The following is a 16,565-nucleotide window of genomic DNA, read 5'->3' as shown; positions in this document are numbered from 1 at the left end:
ATCATTACTCACTGACGCTCACCGTCCCCAGCACCGCCACCTGACCTGATCCAATCTCAATATTCTGATTGCTCTGTCCGTTGATTTTGAGCTCAGAGAAATCAATAATAATCGGAATATCCAGCAAAACAGCAGCAATCCGGGTATACCGTACCAACGGGTCTTCCTTGTAAAAAGCAAGCTGCTTCAAATAATTCCGCACACCGCTTTCGATCAGCTTCTTGATTTCATCCAGGGTGGACGGCTTCTCCTTGGTACGCTGTACCTTGACCGAGATGTTAATTTCCACCTCTTTTGCAGGCATGATTGTCACTACAGGACCCGCTGGTGCCAATCCTTCACCTTGCCCATCCTGAGTCGGATCGATATACTTCTGCACAGCAGCGACGATATCCGGACTGGCAGCACGTTTATCCGTGTCCAGCACATATAAAGCCACCGTACCCGGCCCTTTCCACAGCGGAACAACCTCCACACCGCCTACTCCAGCAATTTCATTCGCCCACTGCGTATACTGCGCCTTGTTGCCGCTCGTGCCCTGGTTCCGCACCTTGGCATAAAAACGCTCCAGCAACAGCTGGTCGCTCTCAATGTCCGTGCCACTTTTAGTCTCCTCAGTATTGATAACGGAGGAAACACCATTCACCGGGCTCGCCATCACCTGAATGACGCCCGCAGGTACGTTACCGCTGCGACCGGGATTGACTGCCCGAATTGCCGCTTCTCCTTTACCCTGCTCATCCAGCGTGACCGCTGCCGTGGTCGCATACTCAATGGAGGCTTCCCCCGATACATCATCTGCCGGGGTCGCCACCAACGTTCCCGCCGGGACGGTTGTTCCCGCTGTGCCTGTGAATGTGACCATACCTGAGGCAGCAACCGCTTCCCGCCGTGTCACTCCATGCTCTGCTGTTCGCAGATCCAGCTCCGGCGAGCGAAAATCCGGGTTATCGCTAGCTGCTGTGCTGGCAAAGCCACGTCTTAGCAGCTCCTGCGCCCAGATCGCCGCTTCGGAGAGCATAAACGCTACCGGTGCCTGCGCATCCCAAATAAAAGAACCCTCGGACTTATCAATGTCCGAAGGCACTTTTTCCAGCATACGACTCAAAATTTCCTCTTCCGTCTGGTCTACCAAATACTCCGGCAAGTCTGCCATTAGATCACCACACTTTCTACAATTTCCGTTTCATCCCGCACATTCATAATTTGGCAGCTAAAATGGCATGCCTCACCTTCCCAGCTAAACGTGAACTGATCCACACTAGCCGTGCGAGCATCTGCAAGCAATGCTTCGGTGACCATGCGCTTGATTTCACTTTCCTGCACACCATGCCCATAGCTGCTGCCGATGAGTTCCTCCAGCTCGCTACCATAGTCGGGAGAATAGATGACGTGACGGTAGCGGGGGGTACGAATTGCTTTCTCACACCACTGTACCCAGGCTTCTTTTTCACCTGTAGTCACTATTTTACGGCTAGGGCTCATGACAAACTCCCCGGTTTCAAAATCAAACCGCCAGCTTCGCCCAAATACCGCCCGGTTATCCTCCAGCACATCCGGATCGGTAATATCCGTCCAGATCATATCATCCGTTTCGGGAAATAAATTAGCCACGTCCACTCACCACCTTGCACACAACAACCACATCGTTGCCACTGTTCACCCGAACCGCAAGTACACGATCTCCGGGCTTAAGTCCTTCGTTCAGGCTCAGATTCACATCCTCCAACTCGTCCTCCCCGATATAAAAGGAAGTTTTCAGCTCTTTGCCCTCCCAATTCTCCGACTCTACTGCGGTTGAGGTTCCCTTGTACATATGACGCGGTACAGACAGCAATCCCGGCAGCTCAGCGACCAAATAATCCTGAAGCTCATGTTTAAAATCGTCCAGCTTGAGTCCCGTGGAGGTAATCGTGCCCAGTACCGCGCCCACTCCACTCAGCGCTTGCTTGGTATGCTTGTGAAATGAAGATTGCAGCGCGGTCGCCAAATGCCCGTAGGGGTCCTTATTCAAGGTAAAACCTCCTTTTTACATCGTCATACGTGCCCAGCTCCAGCGACATGCTGCCAGGGTTGCCCAATTCCCTGCTCACTGAAATCACCAGCAGCTTCATGGCACCTAGCATCACCGCGTCTCCTGCACGAATCGTGTTCATATCTGGCGCATTTACCGATATCGTTTGTTGTATGCCTCTCAGCTTACTTTTGGCCAACTCACGTGCCGCCGCACCCGATTTCACCTCATCATCCTGCACGATCACCTGAAGTGTGCCGTACTTGGCAATATCCTTTTCCTCAAGTGCCATTACCTTGGAGGGAACTTCATTGCCCGTTTCACTGGCAGCCGTAGCCAGTACCTTCACCCTCGTGGCCGCGCCTTCCAGCGTACGGGATTGTGTCGTATCGGTCACTCTCTCCAAAACATACACATCTTTGTTTGTCCCCAACTCGTATAGCTCCAAACCAGAGGTAATCATCCGTGGATGATACAGCTTGCCACCCGCTTTTGCCGTTTCACGCAGATCTCCCAGCATCATGGAATAGATGGACTGTGTCCGGTATACGGCGCGTCCCAGCGTCTTTTTCGTATCTGGCAATGAAGCGATTTTCAACTTCCAGTCCCTAGCATATTTCTGAAAACGCTGAGTAGCCGTCTGTTTGGCAGGGAGCAAATATTCATCCTCCGACTTGTCCAAATACACCGTGCGATCATATAACGTCAGCGTCATACGCTTGAGTCCATTGTTGGAGGTTTCCACTTCCCAAATAACCGCTGGAGACAGCAAGGGGACATAATCTTTTTTGCCATACGGAATGCCACTAACCCGAATCGACATCCCTGGAGAAATGGGCGGCAAATCCGGCGTAACGACCAGATTTACTGTGCCCTGATAGGCGATTTGCTCCAGCGAATCTCTCAAATTAATGCTCTCCACGAGTGGCGACAAATCATATTTATCCTGTAAAATAACTTTATAGCTCATGACAGCACCAGCTTTTGCCCCGGTTTAATCGCATTCGGATTTTGACCAATGACCTTTTTGTTAAGCTGATAAATACGACTCCATTGTGAACTGTCCCCCAGCTCCAGCTTGGCAATTTTGGACAAGGAATCCCCCGATTTAACCGTGTAGGTTTTCTTCTTTTCTTTCATATCCGTGCGGGGCTTTTTGTTGACCGTAGCAGACTTCTTCCCACTGCCTGCTTTTCTGGATACCTTCATTTCACTCCAGGTCCGCAGCGAAAGATCAAAATTCACGTCCCCATATTCCCCGCCCCGAAAGGTTGAATTATGAGAAGCTACAATTACGGGTACATTTACAGCCGTCTCTGAAATAATGAAGCGTAAAGGCTTTTGGGACAGCAAAAAACCATTCAACGTGTTCATGGCCTCTTGCGGATCAGGTAAATCTTTATATTTGCAATACGATTCATCGTACTCCTTGGGAAAAAAAGAGGAGAAGGAGATTTCCTTCACCTTCTCCCCCTGTGGAAAATCAAACTCCCCATAGGATAAAATCGTCGTCGTATCAAAACCCTTTTGCCGTGAGATTGTCACTTCCTCGGGATTCACCGGAAAAATAAACTTAAATCCCTTGCCATCCGTTAAACTAAATTCCATCTCTTTCCTCCTTCCCCCTGTTACCGTACCACTGTATTACATGGCTCCAGCGCCCCCAGGCTTGGTGTTCTGCGTTGCCCGCAGAATTTCAGCTTTGAGACGGTAGCCAATTTGCGTAATAAGTCCGTCCACATCCAACTTGTTTTCATGCACAGTGACCTGTACGGCCCCCGCAGGAAGATTGAACTGGTTTGTGGTTTCTGTTTTAAAATCCTTCAAAAAACCGGACAATGTTCCCATTTGTTCCGGGCTGATTTGTACCACTTGAGGAGTCGGATTACCATTGGCTTTGCCTTTCGCTTTGGCTCCGTTGTTCGCATGAGCCGCAGTATTGAGCATTGGGTTTGGATTTACGCCACGATTAGCAATAGCCATCGGACCATATGGATTAGCAGCGCCGTTTAAGGCTGGCTGTCCAGGCCCATACATCACTTGAGAGCCGGGCGGTAATCCCGGAAAAGCTGGCATAGGTGTTAATGGCTTAGTCGTCGTTACAGGTGTAGTGGATTGAGGTGGTGTCGCAGGCTTGGGTACTTCGGCTGGCTTCGCCGGGGTTTTCTTAGGCTCATCTTTACCGCCAAAGGAGAAGAAGTTTGAGATACTATCACCAAAGGCTTCACTCTTTTCAGAGAGCCAACCTGTTACTTTGGATGCCTTTTCCTTAATTTCAGAGCCATGGTCTGAAATCCAACCGCCCACTTTGCCCCCTAAAAAGTCGCCTGCTAAACCGCCTACATATGAACCAACAGCAGTACCAACACCTGGAAGCAAAAATGTTCCTATTGCTCCGCCTACCGTACTCCCAACCGCCCCACCTACAGTGGAACCAATCGCTTGTGCGCGTTCCTTACCCGGAGCTGATGTAGCTATGCTTGCTGCATCTGCCAGAACCCCCAAAGGCCCACTAATGAACTTTTTGCTTACACCAAGACCTTTACTCACTTTTTCAACTAATCCGCTATCTTTTACCATATCCAGAACAGAGGAAGCGTCTATGTCTGTTCCGCCAGTTAGCAAGTCGCCTGCAAAGCTAAGAATACCACCCGACTTGGAAGAGCGACGATTACCAGAATTTCTCGGATTATTTCTTGGACTTGGAACTCTTCGGTTAGGATTAATCCGGGGATTGGACTCTGCAGGGCCTGCGGCGCTTTGTCGTCCGCTTCTGTTTCCTCGTGTTGAGTTCCGATCTCTAGTATTAATCCTTGCAATCTCTCCGGCTCTTGAATTAAAATCTCCTTGACCACCCGAGGATCGACGGCCACCGCCTCTATTCCCAGACCTTCTGCCCCCGGTACGTTTGTTTCTTCTTCCTGGGCCAGCACCACCGCCAAAACCACCAGTAGATTTATCAGAGGTAACTTGAATTAATTTTTTAATTAATTCTTTAATCTCCGAAAGATCGGTATTACCTGTCGCACCTTCCGTGTTTCCTTCAGCTACCTCTTCTTTTTTTGAAGAAAAGAGAGTTTTCAGTCCGTTTATTGCTCCGCCTTCACTCCATGCTTTTTTTGTATCTGCCAACTTTTCTCTTGTTTTTGAAATTCCTTCAGGTATTTTAAAAATTGTTTGAACACTTAAATCCTCACCGGTAACCCCTTTGTATACTTCTTGGACAACCTTAGCAGGTTCATTATACTTTTGCAGCGCCTCAGCCCAAGCAGGAAGTTTCTTATCGTCTTCTGCTTTAGCTAGCTTATCTTCTTTAAGTAAATTTGAACCAGTGTTACCTCTAAGTGCTTTCGTGTTATTTTGCAAAGCTGTTACAAGACCACTGACTCCGTCAATGGACATACTGCTACTGCTACTCACTTTCACATTCACGTTCCCCGAGGCGTTAATAATCTGGGATTTGACCCGGTTAATCTTGTTCAACAAATTATCCAAGCCTTTGGAGGCCATATCGTTCAACACGATTTCCGGGGCCATGCGGGTGCGGCCTATTTTCATAACACGTCCTTGAATCCGCTCAAAATAGCGTTCCATCGCGCGCAATTCACGGTTCGCCTTAATGACGTTTTTAGGATCAATCACGAGATTCATACGGTAATTTAATGCTTCTGCCATATATCATCTTCACCTCCTTGTTTATGCTTTTGAAGCTGCCATGCTATCCATTTCCTGTTCAGCAAACGCCAGCAGCAGCATGCGCTCACCACGGGGAAACTGCCAAAAGTCTCCGGGACGGAGGTGGTGCCGAACCCACAAGTGGTACAGCATCGTCGTCATTCCCCCGGAGTTGATTAGTTTTTTAGATCAGCAATTTCCACGCCAAAACCGGACAGTTCCAGCACTTTGTCACCTACGGCATCCAGCTCACCTGCCAACAGCATACGGCGGACAGACTGTTCGCCACCGGACAGCTTCAAACGGCTCGTAATCCGGGGATCGCCCCAGCCGCTAAGGGACAAGCCCTTCACTTCCAATTTTCCAGTAGCCTCCGAAATCAACAGAGCGTTGAACGTCTCGGTATCTACCTTTTCATCCACTGCGCCCTTCACGGTTCGACGAACCGTACAACGCTCACGGATGCTGTCCACTTTGCTGGAGGTCAGGCCATGCAGCACAATTTTCATATCGAGGCGCTTGATACGCACCGTTTCCTCCGGCAATTTTTCAGCGGCTTCAAACAGACTGTCCAAAATTTGTTCTTCTGTCATATTTTCATTCAAGCTCATAAGTCATTCTCCCTTATTATCAATTTGTATTGAGGAACGGAACACCTTGTGGCATCCCATCCCCCGTATTCATATTAGTTCGCTACAATCGGATCAAGCAGCTCATAACCTTCAAAGGTAAAGGTCGTTTCTTCCTGTACTTCCTCGCCAGCTGTCCAGTTGGCAAGCTGAATTTTGTCAGGAGTGCAACGAATAAGACGAATGCTCTCATGTCCAAAGGCTTCAGGGTCATCCAATTTAGTGATAATTTCAAAACGACTGAAACCACGACGAATCATATCGGACGTCACCTTGTAGCCACTCATCGTGCCCGTTCCTTTTTTAATACCGCGTTTGTGTACCTTCCAGTCGTTGCCGACGAGATTCAGCTCTCGTTTTTCCATTTCCACACTGGCTTCCAGCTTATTGATATTCGTCTGCCATACCCCGTCCACATGCGCCTGACCATACGTACCTAAAATGACTCTTGAAGCATCCAACATTTATTTTTCCTCCTCAAAATGATCCATAATATAGTTTGGAATTTCTATTTTCCCGCGGCCTTCTTATTGCACGTAAAATGTACCGAACAACTGCTCCATCACGTCGGTCAGCTTCACATTCCATTGCAGGAACACTTGGTCTGGCTCCGGTTTGATGACTGGAGCATCGCCATAGTAAGCCGGATCGAGAATGACATCGTAGCCATCCGCCTCAATAACATTGCTCAGCGAAAGCTGTGCCAGGTATTCCTTGATCGCACCGATGAGTGCCAGACGGCCTTCCACGGTGTTGTTGATTTTGCCAATGTAAGTCTCTTCGGCTGCACGCTGCAAGTCAGCGTTAATAGCATCCATGACGCGGATGGAACGGATTTTCTTCCATGCGTTGTTTTGCCCAGCAGCCGGGTTCACCAAGCTGTTGATACCGCGCAACGCTTTGACCTGACGGCCGTCGAAGAACAGCAGGAAGACACCATTGCGGACAGCCTGCTCCTGTTCGGAGCGTGTCCAGCGGCGGGTTACATCCTCAAAAGGCGTCACCGCATAGGTTGCGGATTGGTTCAGACGTTGGCCTGCAATCAGTCCGGCTACATAAGCAGCCGTTTGAGCGGAGCTGTAATCCGCACCTGCCAGACGCACGCCAGTACCCACGTTCACAATACCTTCATGGTTGAGCGCCAGAGAACGGGCAGAAGCCAAGCTGACAGCGGTTTTGGATACATCATCTGCCGCAGAACCGCCGAATACAGCGATTACGCCTTTGCCTTCGCCCCGGACACGCTTGATCCAGGCTGCAAAGCTTTGCAGCAGGGCCAGATCGGCTGCATAATCCAGAGCGAGGACGTTAAATTCCTGTCCTTCCAGCGCTTCCTGCATGGCGATGTAATCGGCATTAACCAGCTTACTATTACCGCTGTTACCGCCAGTGAGGTGTACGCCGCTGACATCCGCCGGAATGCCACCATTACCAACAACCTCGGCCTTTACCCATACGTTTTCGCTGTTTTTGTTCATCGCTTCCGCAATCGAAGCAGCCGTACCGTCACTGCCTTTGTACGTGCCCAGCAGTTTAGTCCCCTCATAGAGACGCACCTCACGGGCTTGCTCGTCACCCAAGGTTGGCTGTACAGTTACGGCAAAGCCATTACCGCGGCTACCTGTGTACAGAGCTTGCAAGCGCAGCACATCGGTTGGTGCCTCACCGCCGCTTTTCAGCGTCACAGTTGCTTGAGCAGCCGTGTCATCTGCCAAACGGTAGGCCAACAGCTTTTTCGGTCCACCCAGCAGAGCCAGATACAGTGTAGAATACGCTGTCGCACCATCCAGACTGTCATTCGAAAAGATTTGGCTGATCGCCGTTTCGCTACCAATCTCTACAAACTCACGTACAGGACCCCAGTTGGCTTTAACTGGTACAACGACCGTACCGCGCGAGCCGCCTTGAATAGCTGAAGCTGCTGCTGCCTGAAAATTCATATACAAACCCGGTAATACCGGTTTATTCGTGTTTTCCCATGTTCCGCCTGCCATAATTAGTCCACCTTCGCTTTCATAAATTGTTCGATTTTAGTGTGTGCTTCTGCTACCGTGAACAGCTTGTCCTGTGCGCCAAAAAATGCGCCTGCCAGCACTTCTTCCTTCACGGAAAACAATTGTTCCGCGTGCTCCTTAAGCTCCTCCAGCGTATAGCGGGGGCCACTTTCTTCCTGCCCGGCATTTGCCGGGGCTTTCTCGTTGTTGTCCAAGGTCACTCGGACCACCTCATTTCAAAATAGGATGAATTTCCACTCTGCGGATTAACGCCGCTTCCTCAGCCGGACGCATACGCCGCTGTATCAGCGTCAGCCGGAGCTGACCGTCCAAAATCTCATCCGCCTGCAAATCTGCGGAAGCTTCAGCCGTGGATATATAACGACCCTTCTCCTGATCCAGAGGAAGCTGAATTTGAGCGCCAAAGCCCTCGACTAACGCGGAAGCCGTGCGGTTCTCTTCAGCAGTGTCCGGGGCAATAACGTGCCCGATGAACCGTTTGCGGAGTTCATACATGGAGGCTCCCGCCATCCTTGTCTCGCAGCCGCTCAGCCGCCATAGCACCGAGTGGCGTCCCGGCTGTGCGGGCCATGCATCGGCGTACACCGACCACGTCTCACCCAACTGCTTCTGTGTCCAGCGGGTCAGCGCCGCCAGCCATTCATCCGGCTGTGCAATACCGTTTGCCGGGGCGGCCCCTGGACTACCTTCCGTTTCAGGCACATACACGCCAAAGCGCAGCGTTCTATAGGCCTTGCCCGTGACGGTGTCCAGCTTTTCCGCATCCCGCACGCCCAAATAGTGCGCAGTAAAAGCCGACGTGTCCTCGCCTTCGCCTGTCACCGGCTCCCGGTGCAGTCCGGCAATCAGGGTGTTCGCCCATACATCGGCCTGTGCCAGCCCGGCTTGTCCTGCGTACAGCTTGATGCGAACAACCTGCCGATATCCAGCCCAGGAAGATTTCCAGATTTCCTCGCCCAGCGCTATAACGGCATACGGCTCCTCTGCCGTCTGCGACGGTGGCTGAACATCGTATACGCGCCCTTGAAGCGCTGGAACAATTTCAATGAGCTTTTGCTTAAAGGCTTGTCTCATCCTGCGGCATGCCACCTTTGCGCATCCTGCACTCGCATGCAGAGGCTACTTATCCAAGCTTTTTTCCACTTCCGTGTTCTCATCCGGCGCAGCCTCAACCTCATACATTGCAGCATCCATTGCTTAGGCAACACGACTCCTCCTTTCTGTAAAACAATTCCCGGGAATCGACAGGGACGACAACCGCATGAAAAAACCGGCCCTGGTGGCCGGCTAACGTTTGACTGTGTGTGTCTTCGGTATGTCCTCTTGTCTTGATTCCCGATGATATAATCTTACACCCTTATAACGAATGCGTTGCTGGGGAAATGGACGATAAAAGCAGAGACTAGGGATGAAGTTTGGCGGATTTTAGAGAACAAGTGTTCTCATCAATAAAAAAGGCCTTAACCCCCGCTATTGCAGGAAATCAAAGCCTTTTAAGAAACGATATTAAATTAGAAATGAGAACAGATGGATAATTATTACACTATCCCAATTTTCGATCCGTACCCTTCTGTAAGCCTGCCAGATTCAAAACACCTTGATCCGCCAGCGCAAGCGCCATTTTGTAAAAAGCCCGAGTGCGAAGCTTCGTATACGTATCCTTGCTCACTGGCGGGTCGAGCACATAATTGTAAACCTTGTAGTCGAACACATCGTCATCCTTTAAATAACGCTCACGGATGAGCAGCTGTTCGCGTTCATTCAAGCGGCCGACTACGGCATCCACCATTTCACAATAAGCCAAGCGAGCCGCAGGAGCATCTACATTATATACGGCTGTCCGTGCCGTTGGATCGCTGGTCACATTCGTCGGTCCGTTCGGGCGATCCGTATAGCCAGCAGTGATAAAACTTTCCCGGTCCATAAAGGTAATGGTTTTATAAATCCTATATTTTTCAAATACCCCCTCCAGTGCATTCTGCGTTTTGCGTCTGTCCAATTCGGGTAAGTTATTTTTCATGTAAAGCAACACTCCTTATCTTATGCCTTTTGACAATGATGAATTTTTTAAATCGTACAACCCTTATGTTTACAATTTGTTCCCCTTTTGTTCGTATTATGAGTATAACATAGCATTATTTAGGATAGCTATCCATCGGCAAAAAAAGCGGTATAGCTTCAAAAACAGGATATTCGCTTTATTTTTCTATGCCTTTTGGCATATTACGTGCTTTTACTATTTACCTAATGGTATAATGGAAATAATCTTTTATTCTGTTGCAGAAGGGAGCCGCCATTGTGGAACAACCAGCATTTGGAACCTACTTAAAGCGTCAGCGTGAGCACAAGCAATGGAGCATTAACCAATTGGCAGAAGCGGCTGGCATCAGCAATTCACAAATTTCCCGCATTGAAAACGGGCTGCGTGGAGTACCCAAGCCCTCTACTCTCCGCAAAATAGCGGACGCGCTCGGCGTATCGTATACCGAGATGATGAAGAACGCCGGATATTGGGGAGACGATGATTCTGTAGAACAGCATTCACACGAGTCATACCATTCCAGCGTACCGGAATGGGCTACTTCCAAAGACCGCCGGGATTTTAAAAAAATGCTGGAGGAAGACGGTGAATTGATGTTCGACGGCATTCCACTGGATAAAGAAGATCGTCAACGGATCAAGGATGTGCTGACAGGTCTGTTCTGGGAAGCCAAACAGATGAACAAGCATAAACCCAAATCGCCCCCAGCGGGCAGTGATCAGGAATAGCAGGTGAGCGCATGAACGAACTCATTCACAAACTCGTCCGAAAATACCGCACGAACTCCCCCTTCGATATTGCGGAAGCTCTGGGTATCCATATCCGTTACTGCGATCTGGGCCCCACAACCAAGGGGCTGTATTACCGCAAGCTACGCAGAAGATTCATCGTCATCCACAATGGGCTTACACCGGAATGGGAACGATTCGTCTGTGCGCATGAATTGGGGCATGACCGACTTCATAAAGGCGTCAGCCGCTTTTTTATGGAGGAGCATTCCTACTTTTCCCCCGGCAAATTTGAGATGCAAGCCAATCGGTTCGCTGTACTATTGCTCAGTGAAGGGCAACCACCGCTTACTGACGAAACACAGGAGCACTATTTATCCCGGATCGGTCTGCCCAAGGAGACTGCCCTTTTTTTTGACCCAAAAACGGAACGTTAGTTCTCATATTTAATTGTCGATTATTGATTCCTCTTCAATATAGGTAATTTACCGATGGCTTTAACAACCGATATGTAAAAAGATTTTCAGTGCCCTAATATAAAATAGAAGTTATTTTTACAATCTTCTGATAAAATGTGGACGTAAGCGGTTTCTCTAATTCATTCATTTTATAGGAGGTTGAAAGAACAACATGAACTCATGGAAAAAAATCTCGTCCATCATGACGACCGCCGCGCTTCTGCTAGGATGTCTTGGCACAGCAGCAGCGGACCCGGCAGCCAGTACGGGAACAGCGGGAACTGCAACTCCTCCGGTCAGTGGGAAACACATCACCATCCTACATACGAACGATACTCATTCCCACGTAGTGGCGAACGATAAGGAAATGGGCTTCGCCAAGCTGGCAGGCATCATTGACCAGTACCGTGCTTCCAATCCCAATACGCTGCTGCTGGATGACGGAGATACTGTTCATGGAACGACTTTCTCTACTTTGGTCAACGGTGAGAGCATTGTAAAAGTGGTTAACAAGCTGGGCTATGATGCGATGGTACCAGGCAATCATGAGTTCAATTACGGCTGGAAGCATCTTGTAGAGTTGAGTAAGGAAATTCAATTCCCGGTACTCAGCGCCAATATTAAGCAAACGGATGGAACACGTTTGTTCCAACCTTATGTCATTAAAGAAGTCGATGGCGTTAAAATCGGCATTATCGGCCTGACCACACCCGAAACGGCATACAAAACCAATCCTAAAAATGTCGAGGGCATTCAATTCACCGATCCCGCGGCGGAAGCCAAAGCGGCTGTAGATGAAATCCGCAGTAAAGTGGACGTTGTCGTGGTCCTCGGTCATCTGGGACAAGATGCATCCAGCAAAGACACCAGCCTTAAGGTCGTCAAGGAAGTGCCCGGCATTGATATTTTCATTGATGGGCACAGCCATACCGTACTGGAAAAAGGCTTGGTCGGTGACAATGGTACACTGATCGCAAGCGCGGGTGAATATACGAAGTATCTGGGCGTTGTTGATTTATGGGTCGACGGTGGTAAGGTTACCCAAAAGCAAGCCAAACTGATTGATTCGACGCAAGCAGCCGACATTCAGCCAAATGCTGAGATTACTTCATTGATCGCTTCCATTCAGAAGGAACAGGAGCCTATCCTCAAAGAGGTTGTAGCACAAACGAGTGTGGATCTGGAAGGAGCGCGTGAAAAGGTACGTGCAGGTGAAACGAACCTCGGCGACCTGCTCACCGATGCCATGCGTGATATTTCGGGGGCAGATGTGGCTCTGACCAACGGCGGCGGCATTCGGGCGTCCATCAAGACGGGAACGGTAACCAAGGGAGACATCATCACTGTGCTGCCCTTCGGCAACCAGATTGTTACCCTGAAAGTGAAAGGCGCCGACATTCAGGCAGCACTTGAAAATGGCACAGCCTCCTATCCGGAGCCAAGCGGCGGTTTTCCACAAGTATCGGGGATCTCGTTTAAAATAGATACATCGGCAGCCAAGGGGAGTCGCGTACACTCCATCCTGATTGGCGGAAAAACGCTTGATCCTGATGCCACGTACACACTGGCAACCAATGACTTTACTGCTGTAGGCGGAGATCAGTATACAATGTTCGCCAAATATCCGCAGGCAGGTATGTTCGGATCGCTTGACGAGGCGCTGATTCGCTACATGCAAAAGGTTGGTTCCGCCAGCCTGCAAGTACAAGCAGACGGCCGCATTCAAGAAGCCAAAGCAGACGGCAAGGCTTCCGTTCCTGCCGCGCAGCCTGTACCATCTGCTCCAACCGCAACACCGGCACCCGTGCAGGAAGAACCGCAAGTGGTCTCTACCTCGTCTGCGAAACCTGCACCAGCCAAAGCTCCAACAGCGAAGCCACAGCAGACACCGGCTTCTGCACAAGCTACAAAAAGCCATGTGTATATTGTAAAGTCCGGGGATACACTGTACGACATTTCCCGCCAATACGGGTTCACTTGGCAACAGCTTCAAAAGCTGAACAAGCTGAAAAATCCTCACCGCATTTATCCGGGACAAAAGCTTGACCTCCCGGCCTAATTCAATAAGCTTGCAAAGGCAGCGTCCGGAATCCCAATGGTTTCGGACGCTGCTGTATGTCAAGCGGTTGTTTTTATGCGATAGTCCAAACTCATTTGGACATCGCATATTTTTTTTTCAAAAGCAAGCCTTTTAGACGCTGACAAGTTGTGAACCGGAAGGTATGATGGAGAAGAGGCATTCGAGCAGAGAGCATCCATCCCGTTCTCTAACGGGAACAGATATATGTGTGGAAGGAGCACAAAAATGCAATATATTATTTATGATCTTGAGTTTACCGTTAGCCGTAACGCCAGATATTCCTCCGAAATCATTGATATTGGTGCCGTCAAAGTCATGAAGGGAGAAGATGGCTTGTACGCTGCGGACACGTTTCACAGCTTTGTCAGACCCTCAAATCGGCCTGTGCTGTCTACAGATACCGTGCAGTTCACCGGTATTACTCAACGGGACATTGATGCGGCCCCGCTCTTCCCAGAAGCTGTGAAGCAATTTATCGCATGGCTCGGAACGGACTCTCCCTATTACTTATGTGCTTGGGGGCCGGATGACCGTCAGAAGCTGGTATCCCATTGCCGCACCCATCATGTGGACCTCAATTGGATTCATAATACGAATGATATACAAAAACAAATCTCCCGTCTGTCCGGCTCCAACGGCAAGTACCGTCAACTAAGCCTGTCTCAGGCGCTGGAACTATGCAACATTGACTTTGATGGTCAACAGCACCGTGCGCTGGATGATGCACTGAATACCGCTCAGGTTTTCATGCACCATTTTGACCGTATCACATTATCCAATAACGCTTCTGACGATGAGGAAAGCCGGGGGTCGAAACTTGTATACTCCACACCGGAAGAAGAACAGGAGCAGTACAGTCCATTTGGCAATCTCGCCAACCTGTTTAAGGACCGTTAGGAGGATAGCACCCCGGCCCGTTCCGGGGGATCTATTCCCCCTTGTCATTCGTGATTCCCTGCCTTTTTATCGGAATAAAATGCCCCCCAGGTTCGCAGCATTTCCTGCATTCGCTTGCGGTATCGCAAAGGCTCCAAAATTTCTGCCTCTGCTCCATATTGAGTGAGCCAGTTCAGAAATTCACCATCATGATTAACCGTTACCTCAAACAATAGACTTCCATCCGGCAAATCCTTGAGGAAAGGCTTGATGAACAGCTCCTCTTCTTTGACCCGATATACGGATTCGGCAGAAAACCTTACCACAAACCGAATATTTTGGTTCCCCTTGGTAACCGACCAGGTCCCCTTAAAAAACATTTCCATTTCAAAAGTATTCTTCTGAAACGTATACGGCAAAATCCTCATATTTCGAAAGCGGCTGATCCGAAAGGTTCTCATGGCGGCTTGCTTGTGACAAAAACCTAGCATATAAAAACGCCGATCCTGTGGAACCAGACAATAAGGATCAATCTGAACCAATGATACATCTTCATTTTGAGGCGAGCTGTATTCCGCTTCAATAGTCTGCTGCGTAAGACTTGCCAAAACAATCAGCCTGAGCAGATAAGGCTGGTTTTCCCGCTCAAGTGTCGAGCCGAGCCGGACGATATTTTTCATTTCCTGCGCGAAGCTTGTCTGGTCCATCTTTTTTTTCTGACTGGAGGCCATCACTTTCTCATAAGCACTTTCAAAAGCTGGTGGTAAAAGAGGTTTTACAGTTTCCATGACTTCCCCCAGCTTCGCAAAAGCATGTGCCTCTTCTTCCGTCCAATTGAGTGGATACAAGGCGAAGTTACTAATAAATATGTATCCTTTGCCATGCCCCATATTGGCTATCGGAATATGCATAGCGCTTAGAGCCTCCATATCTCGGTAAATGGTGCGTTCTGATGTTTCACAACGTTCGGCAAGCTCTCTTGCCAATATCCCCGGATTTGCCTGAACAATAGTAATAATCCGCATTAACCGTATCAACCGATCAGTCAAGGAAGTCTCTCCTTTACAAAAAGATAGTAAAATAGACTCACTATATTACATAAATAAACTAGCATAATTGCCTACTTTAAAATATTAATTTCGGTAAAGCGAACATCTTCTACAGATTTCCCCTCGTCAACAAAGACTTTAGAACTATACGCTTTAAATAATCCAAAAGTCCCATTCCATTTATTACGTACGGCAAAGAGCAATTCGGCTTCCTCCATATACTCCATATCTTCTGTTCTCGCCGCCCGTATAAGCAATTCATCTGCTTGTCTAGTAAGCACAAATGCCCCTCGCTCATGTTCCCCCTTCTCGTACATACGCAATGCTTTCTTCACAATAGGAGCCGTCTCATTCAGCTTTATGTATTTTTCCACCTTTGGGTTGGATGGAATGCTCAGCAGTCCAAGATGATGCGTGTAATGGATATAGAGCTGGTCCGTTCGAATCAGCTTCCGTTTTTCCTGAGTTGGCTTACGCCAACTCCACTCCATCATTCCAATGGTATGTCTTCCGGAAGAGTGGACCGGTATAGAAAATGACAAAATAGCCTGCTTATACTTCCCACTCCGCATATCACCACAGTGAACAAGCATAAATTCTCCGTTTTCCGAGCGACTGAAGCTGAGCCTGGCCCCATCTACTTTCAATAGGTTTACCCCACTCTCTGGAATGAACCGGAGTTGCAGGTCACATCCAACTGTTTTCGGCATTAAAGTTCCTTTTCTTTTACGTATAGCCCCATGGCCCCATTCTATCAGCAGATTTACTTGTTCGGACCCATTCGCAGATATAGACTCTTTGTCCCATGTGTACGTTACGTTAACCATTGACTTCAACACTGGTAAATTCCCCCTAAAAGAACATGTAACTCTAAATTAACAGTGTTATCTGACACTATATTGTCAGGGAACGTACGTTCGTTACCGAAAATTATACATGGATATCTATAGGAAGAGGGGAGTATATCAATAAATAACATTTTAGCCCAATGAAGTTGCAT

The 16,565-nt window shown here is 48.9% G+C and carries 19 protein-coding genes; 4 read left to right on the top strand and 15 right to left on the bottom strand.

Annotation, left to right across the window (positions count from 1 at the left end):
• Window positions 1-4 precede the first annotated feature (4 nt).
• From HPL003_RS13485 to HPL003_RS13430, 13 genes are all read right to left on the bottom strand, one after another.
• Window positions 5-1,156 (bottom strand): baseplate J/gp47 family protein, encoded by a 1,152-nt coding sequence (locus HPL003_RS13485; protein WP_014280224.1) that lies wholly within the window; start codon window positions 1,154-1,156, stop codon window positions 5-7.
• Window positions 1,156-1,614 carry a DUF2634 domain-containing protein gene (locus tag HPL003_RS13480; RefSeq protein ID WP_014280223.1) on the bottom strand — a complete coding sequence of 153 codons (459 nt, stop codon included), beginning with the start codon at window positions 1,612-1,614 and terminating at the stop codon, window positions 1,156-1,158. The genes HPL003_RS13485 and HPL003_RS13480 overlap by 1 nt, the downstream gene beginning before the upstream one ends.
• Entirely contained in the window at window positions 1,607-2,014 is a 408-nt protein-coding gene (locus HPL003_RS13475) for a hypothetical protein (RefSeq protein WP_014280222.1), read from the bottom strand. The genes HPL003_RS13480 and HPL003_RS13475 overlap by 8 nt, the downstream gene beginning before the upstream one ends.
• A complete protein-coding gene (locus tag HPL003_RS13470) occupies window positions 2,007-2,984 on the bottom strand; it encodes an XkdQ/YqbQ family protein (protein WP_014280221.1) in 978 nt (325 codons plus the stop codon). Before HPL003_RS13470 ends, HPL003_RS13475 begins: the two co-directional genes overlap by 8 nt.
• A complete protein-coding gene (locus HPL003_RS13465) occupies window positions 2,981-3,622 on the bottom strand; it encodes a LysM peptidoglycan-binding domain-containing protein (protein ID WP_014280220.1) in 642 nt (213 codons plus the stop codon). Before HPL003_RS13465 ends, HPL003_RS13470 begins: the two co-directional genes overlap by 4 nt.
• Window positions 3,623-3,658: 36 nt before the next feature.
• Entirely contained in the window at window positions 3,659-5,689 is a 2,031-nt protein-coding gene (locus HPL003_RS13460; protein ID WP_043922392.1) for a hypothetical protein, read from the bottom strand.
• 21 nt (window positions 5,690-5,710) lie between these two features.
• A complete protein-coding gene (locus HPL003_RS30210; protein WP_014280218.1) occupies window positions 5,711-5,842 on the bottom strand; it encodes a hypothetical protein in 132 nt (43 codons plus the stop codon).
• 23 nt (window positions 5,843-5,865) lie between these two features.
• Window positions 5,866-6,300, bottom strand: coding sequence for a phage tail assembly chaperone (locus HPL003_RS13455; RefSeq protein WP_014280217.1), 435 nt, complete (start codon window positions 6,298-6,300; stop codon window positions 5,866-5,868).
• A gap of 74 nt (window positions 6,301-6,374) precedes the next feature.
• Window positions 6,375-6,782, bottom strand: a complete 408-nt coding sequence (locus tag HPL003_RS13450; protein WP_014280216.1) for a phage tail tube protein — start codon at window positions 6,780-6,782, stop codon at window positions 6,375-6,377.
• 63 nt (window positions 6,783-6,845) lie between these two features.
• The gene (locus HPL003_RS13445; protein WP_014280215.1) at window positions 6,846-8,312 is read right to left on the bottom strand and encodes a phage tail sheath family protein; all 1,467 of its coding nucleotides are present in this window, start codon (window positions 8,310-8,312) and stop codon (window positions 6,846-6,848) included.
• Between the two features lie 2 nt (window positions 8,313-8,314).
• Window positions 8,315-8,533 carry a YqzN/YkzM domain-containing protein gene (locus HPL003_RS13440; protein WP_014280214.1) on the bottom strand — a complete coding sequence of 73 codons (219 nt, stop codon included), beginning with the start codon at window positions 8,531-8,533 and terminating at the stop codon, window positions 8,315-8,317.
• Between the two features lie 10 nt (window positions 8,534-8,543).
• Complete coding sequence (locus tag HPL003_RS13435) at window positions 8,544-9,407, bottom strand: hypothetical protein (protein WP_014280213.1); 864 nt, start codon at window positions 9,405-9,407, stop codon at window positions 8,544-8,546.
• 469 nt (window positions 9,408-9,876) lie between these two features.
• Complete coding sequence (locus HPL003_RS13430; protein WP_014280212.1) at window positions 9,877-10,353, bottom strand: ArpU family phage packaging/lysis transcriptional regulator; 477 nt, start codon at window positions 10,351-10,353, stop codon at window positions 9,877-9,879.
• 278 nt (window positions 10,354-10,631) lie between these two features.
• Here HPL003_RS13430 and HPL003_RS13425 point away from each other — a divergent pair, with 278 nt between their 5' ends.
• The 4 genes from HPL003_RS13425 to HPL003_RS13410 all read left to right on the top strand — a co-directional run bounded on the left by HPL003_RS13425 (window position 10,632) and on the right by HPL003_RS13410 (window position 14,537).
• The gene (locus HPL003_RS13425; RefSeq protein WP_014280211.1) at window positions 10,632-11,102 is read left to right on the top strand and encodes a helix-turn-helix domain-containing protein; all 471 of its coding nucleotides are present in this window, start codon (window positions 10,632-10,634) and stop codon (window positions 11,100-11,102) included.
• 11 nt (window positions 11,103-11,113) lie between these two features.
• Complete coding sequence (locus tag HPL003_RS13420) at window positions 11,114-11,539, top strand: ImmA/IrrE family metallo-endopeptidase (RefSeq protein WP_014280210.1); 426 nt, start codon at window positions 11,114-11,116, stop codon at window positions 11,537-11,539.
• Between the two features lie 193 nt (window positions 11,540-11,732).
• Window positions 11,733-13,619, top strand: a complete 1,887-nt coding sequence (locus tag HPL003_RS13415; RefSeq protein ID WP_014280209.1) for a 5'-nucleotidase C-terminal domain-containing protein — start codon at window positions 11,733-11,735, stop codon at window positions 13,617-13,619.
• Window positions 13,620-13,865: 246 nt separating this feature from the next.
• Entirely contained in the window at window positions 13,866-14,537 is a 672-nt protein-coding gene (locus HPL003_RS13410) for a 3'-5' exonuclease (RefSeq protein WP_014280208.1), read from the top strand.
• A gap of 44 nt (window positions 14,538-14,581) precedes the next feature.
• Here HPL003_RS13410 and HPL003_RS13405 read toward each other — a convergent pair whose 3' ends face one another.
• A complete protein-coding gene (locus tag HPL003_RS13405) occupies window positions 14,582-15,565 on the bottom strand; it encodes a helix-turn-helix transcriptional regulator (RefSeq protein WP_014280207.1) in 984 nt (327 codons plus the stop codon).
• Window positions 15,566-15,636: 71 nt separating this feature from the next.
• Window positions 15,637-16,404 (bottom strand): hypothetical protein, encoded by a 768-nt coding sequence (locus HPL003_RS13400; protein ID WP_014280206.1) that lies wholly within the window; start codon window positions 16,402-16,404, stop codon window positions 15,637-15,639.
• Between the last annotated feature and the right edge of the window lie 161 nt (window positions 16,405-16,565).

The organism is Paenibacillus terrae HPL-003, assembly GCF_000235585.1.
Taxonomy (GTDB): domain Bacteria; phylum Bacillota; class Bacilli; order Paenibacillales; family Paenibacillaceae; genus Paenibacillus; species Paenibacillus terrae_B.
The sequence above is the reverse complement of the archived record's forward strand: the minus strand, read 5'-3'. Positions and strand labels throughout refer to the sequence as shown.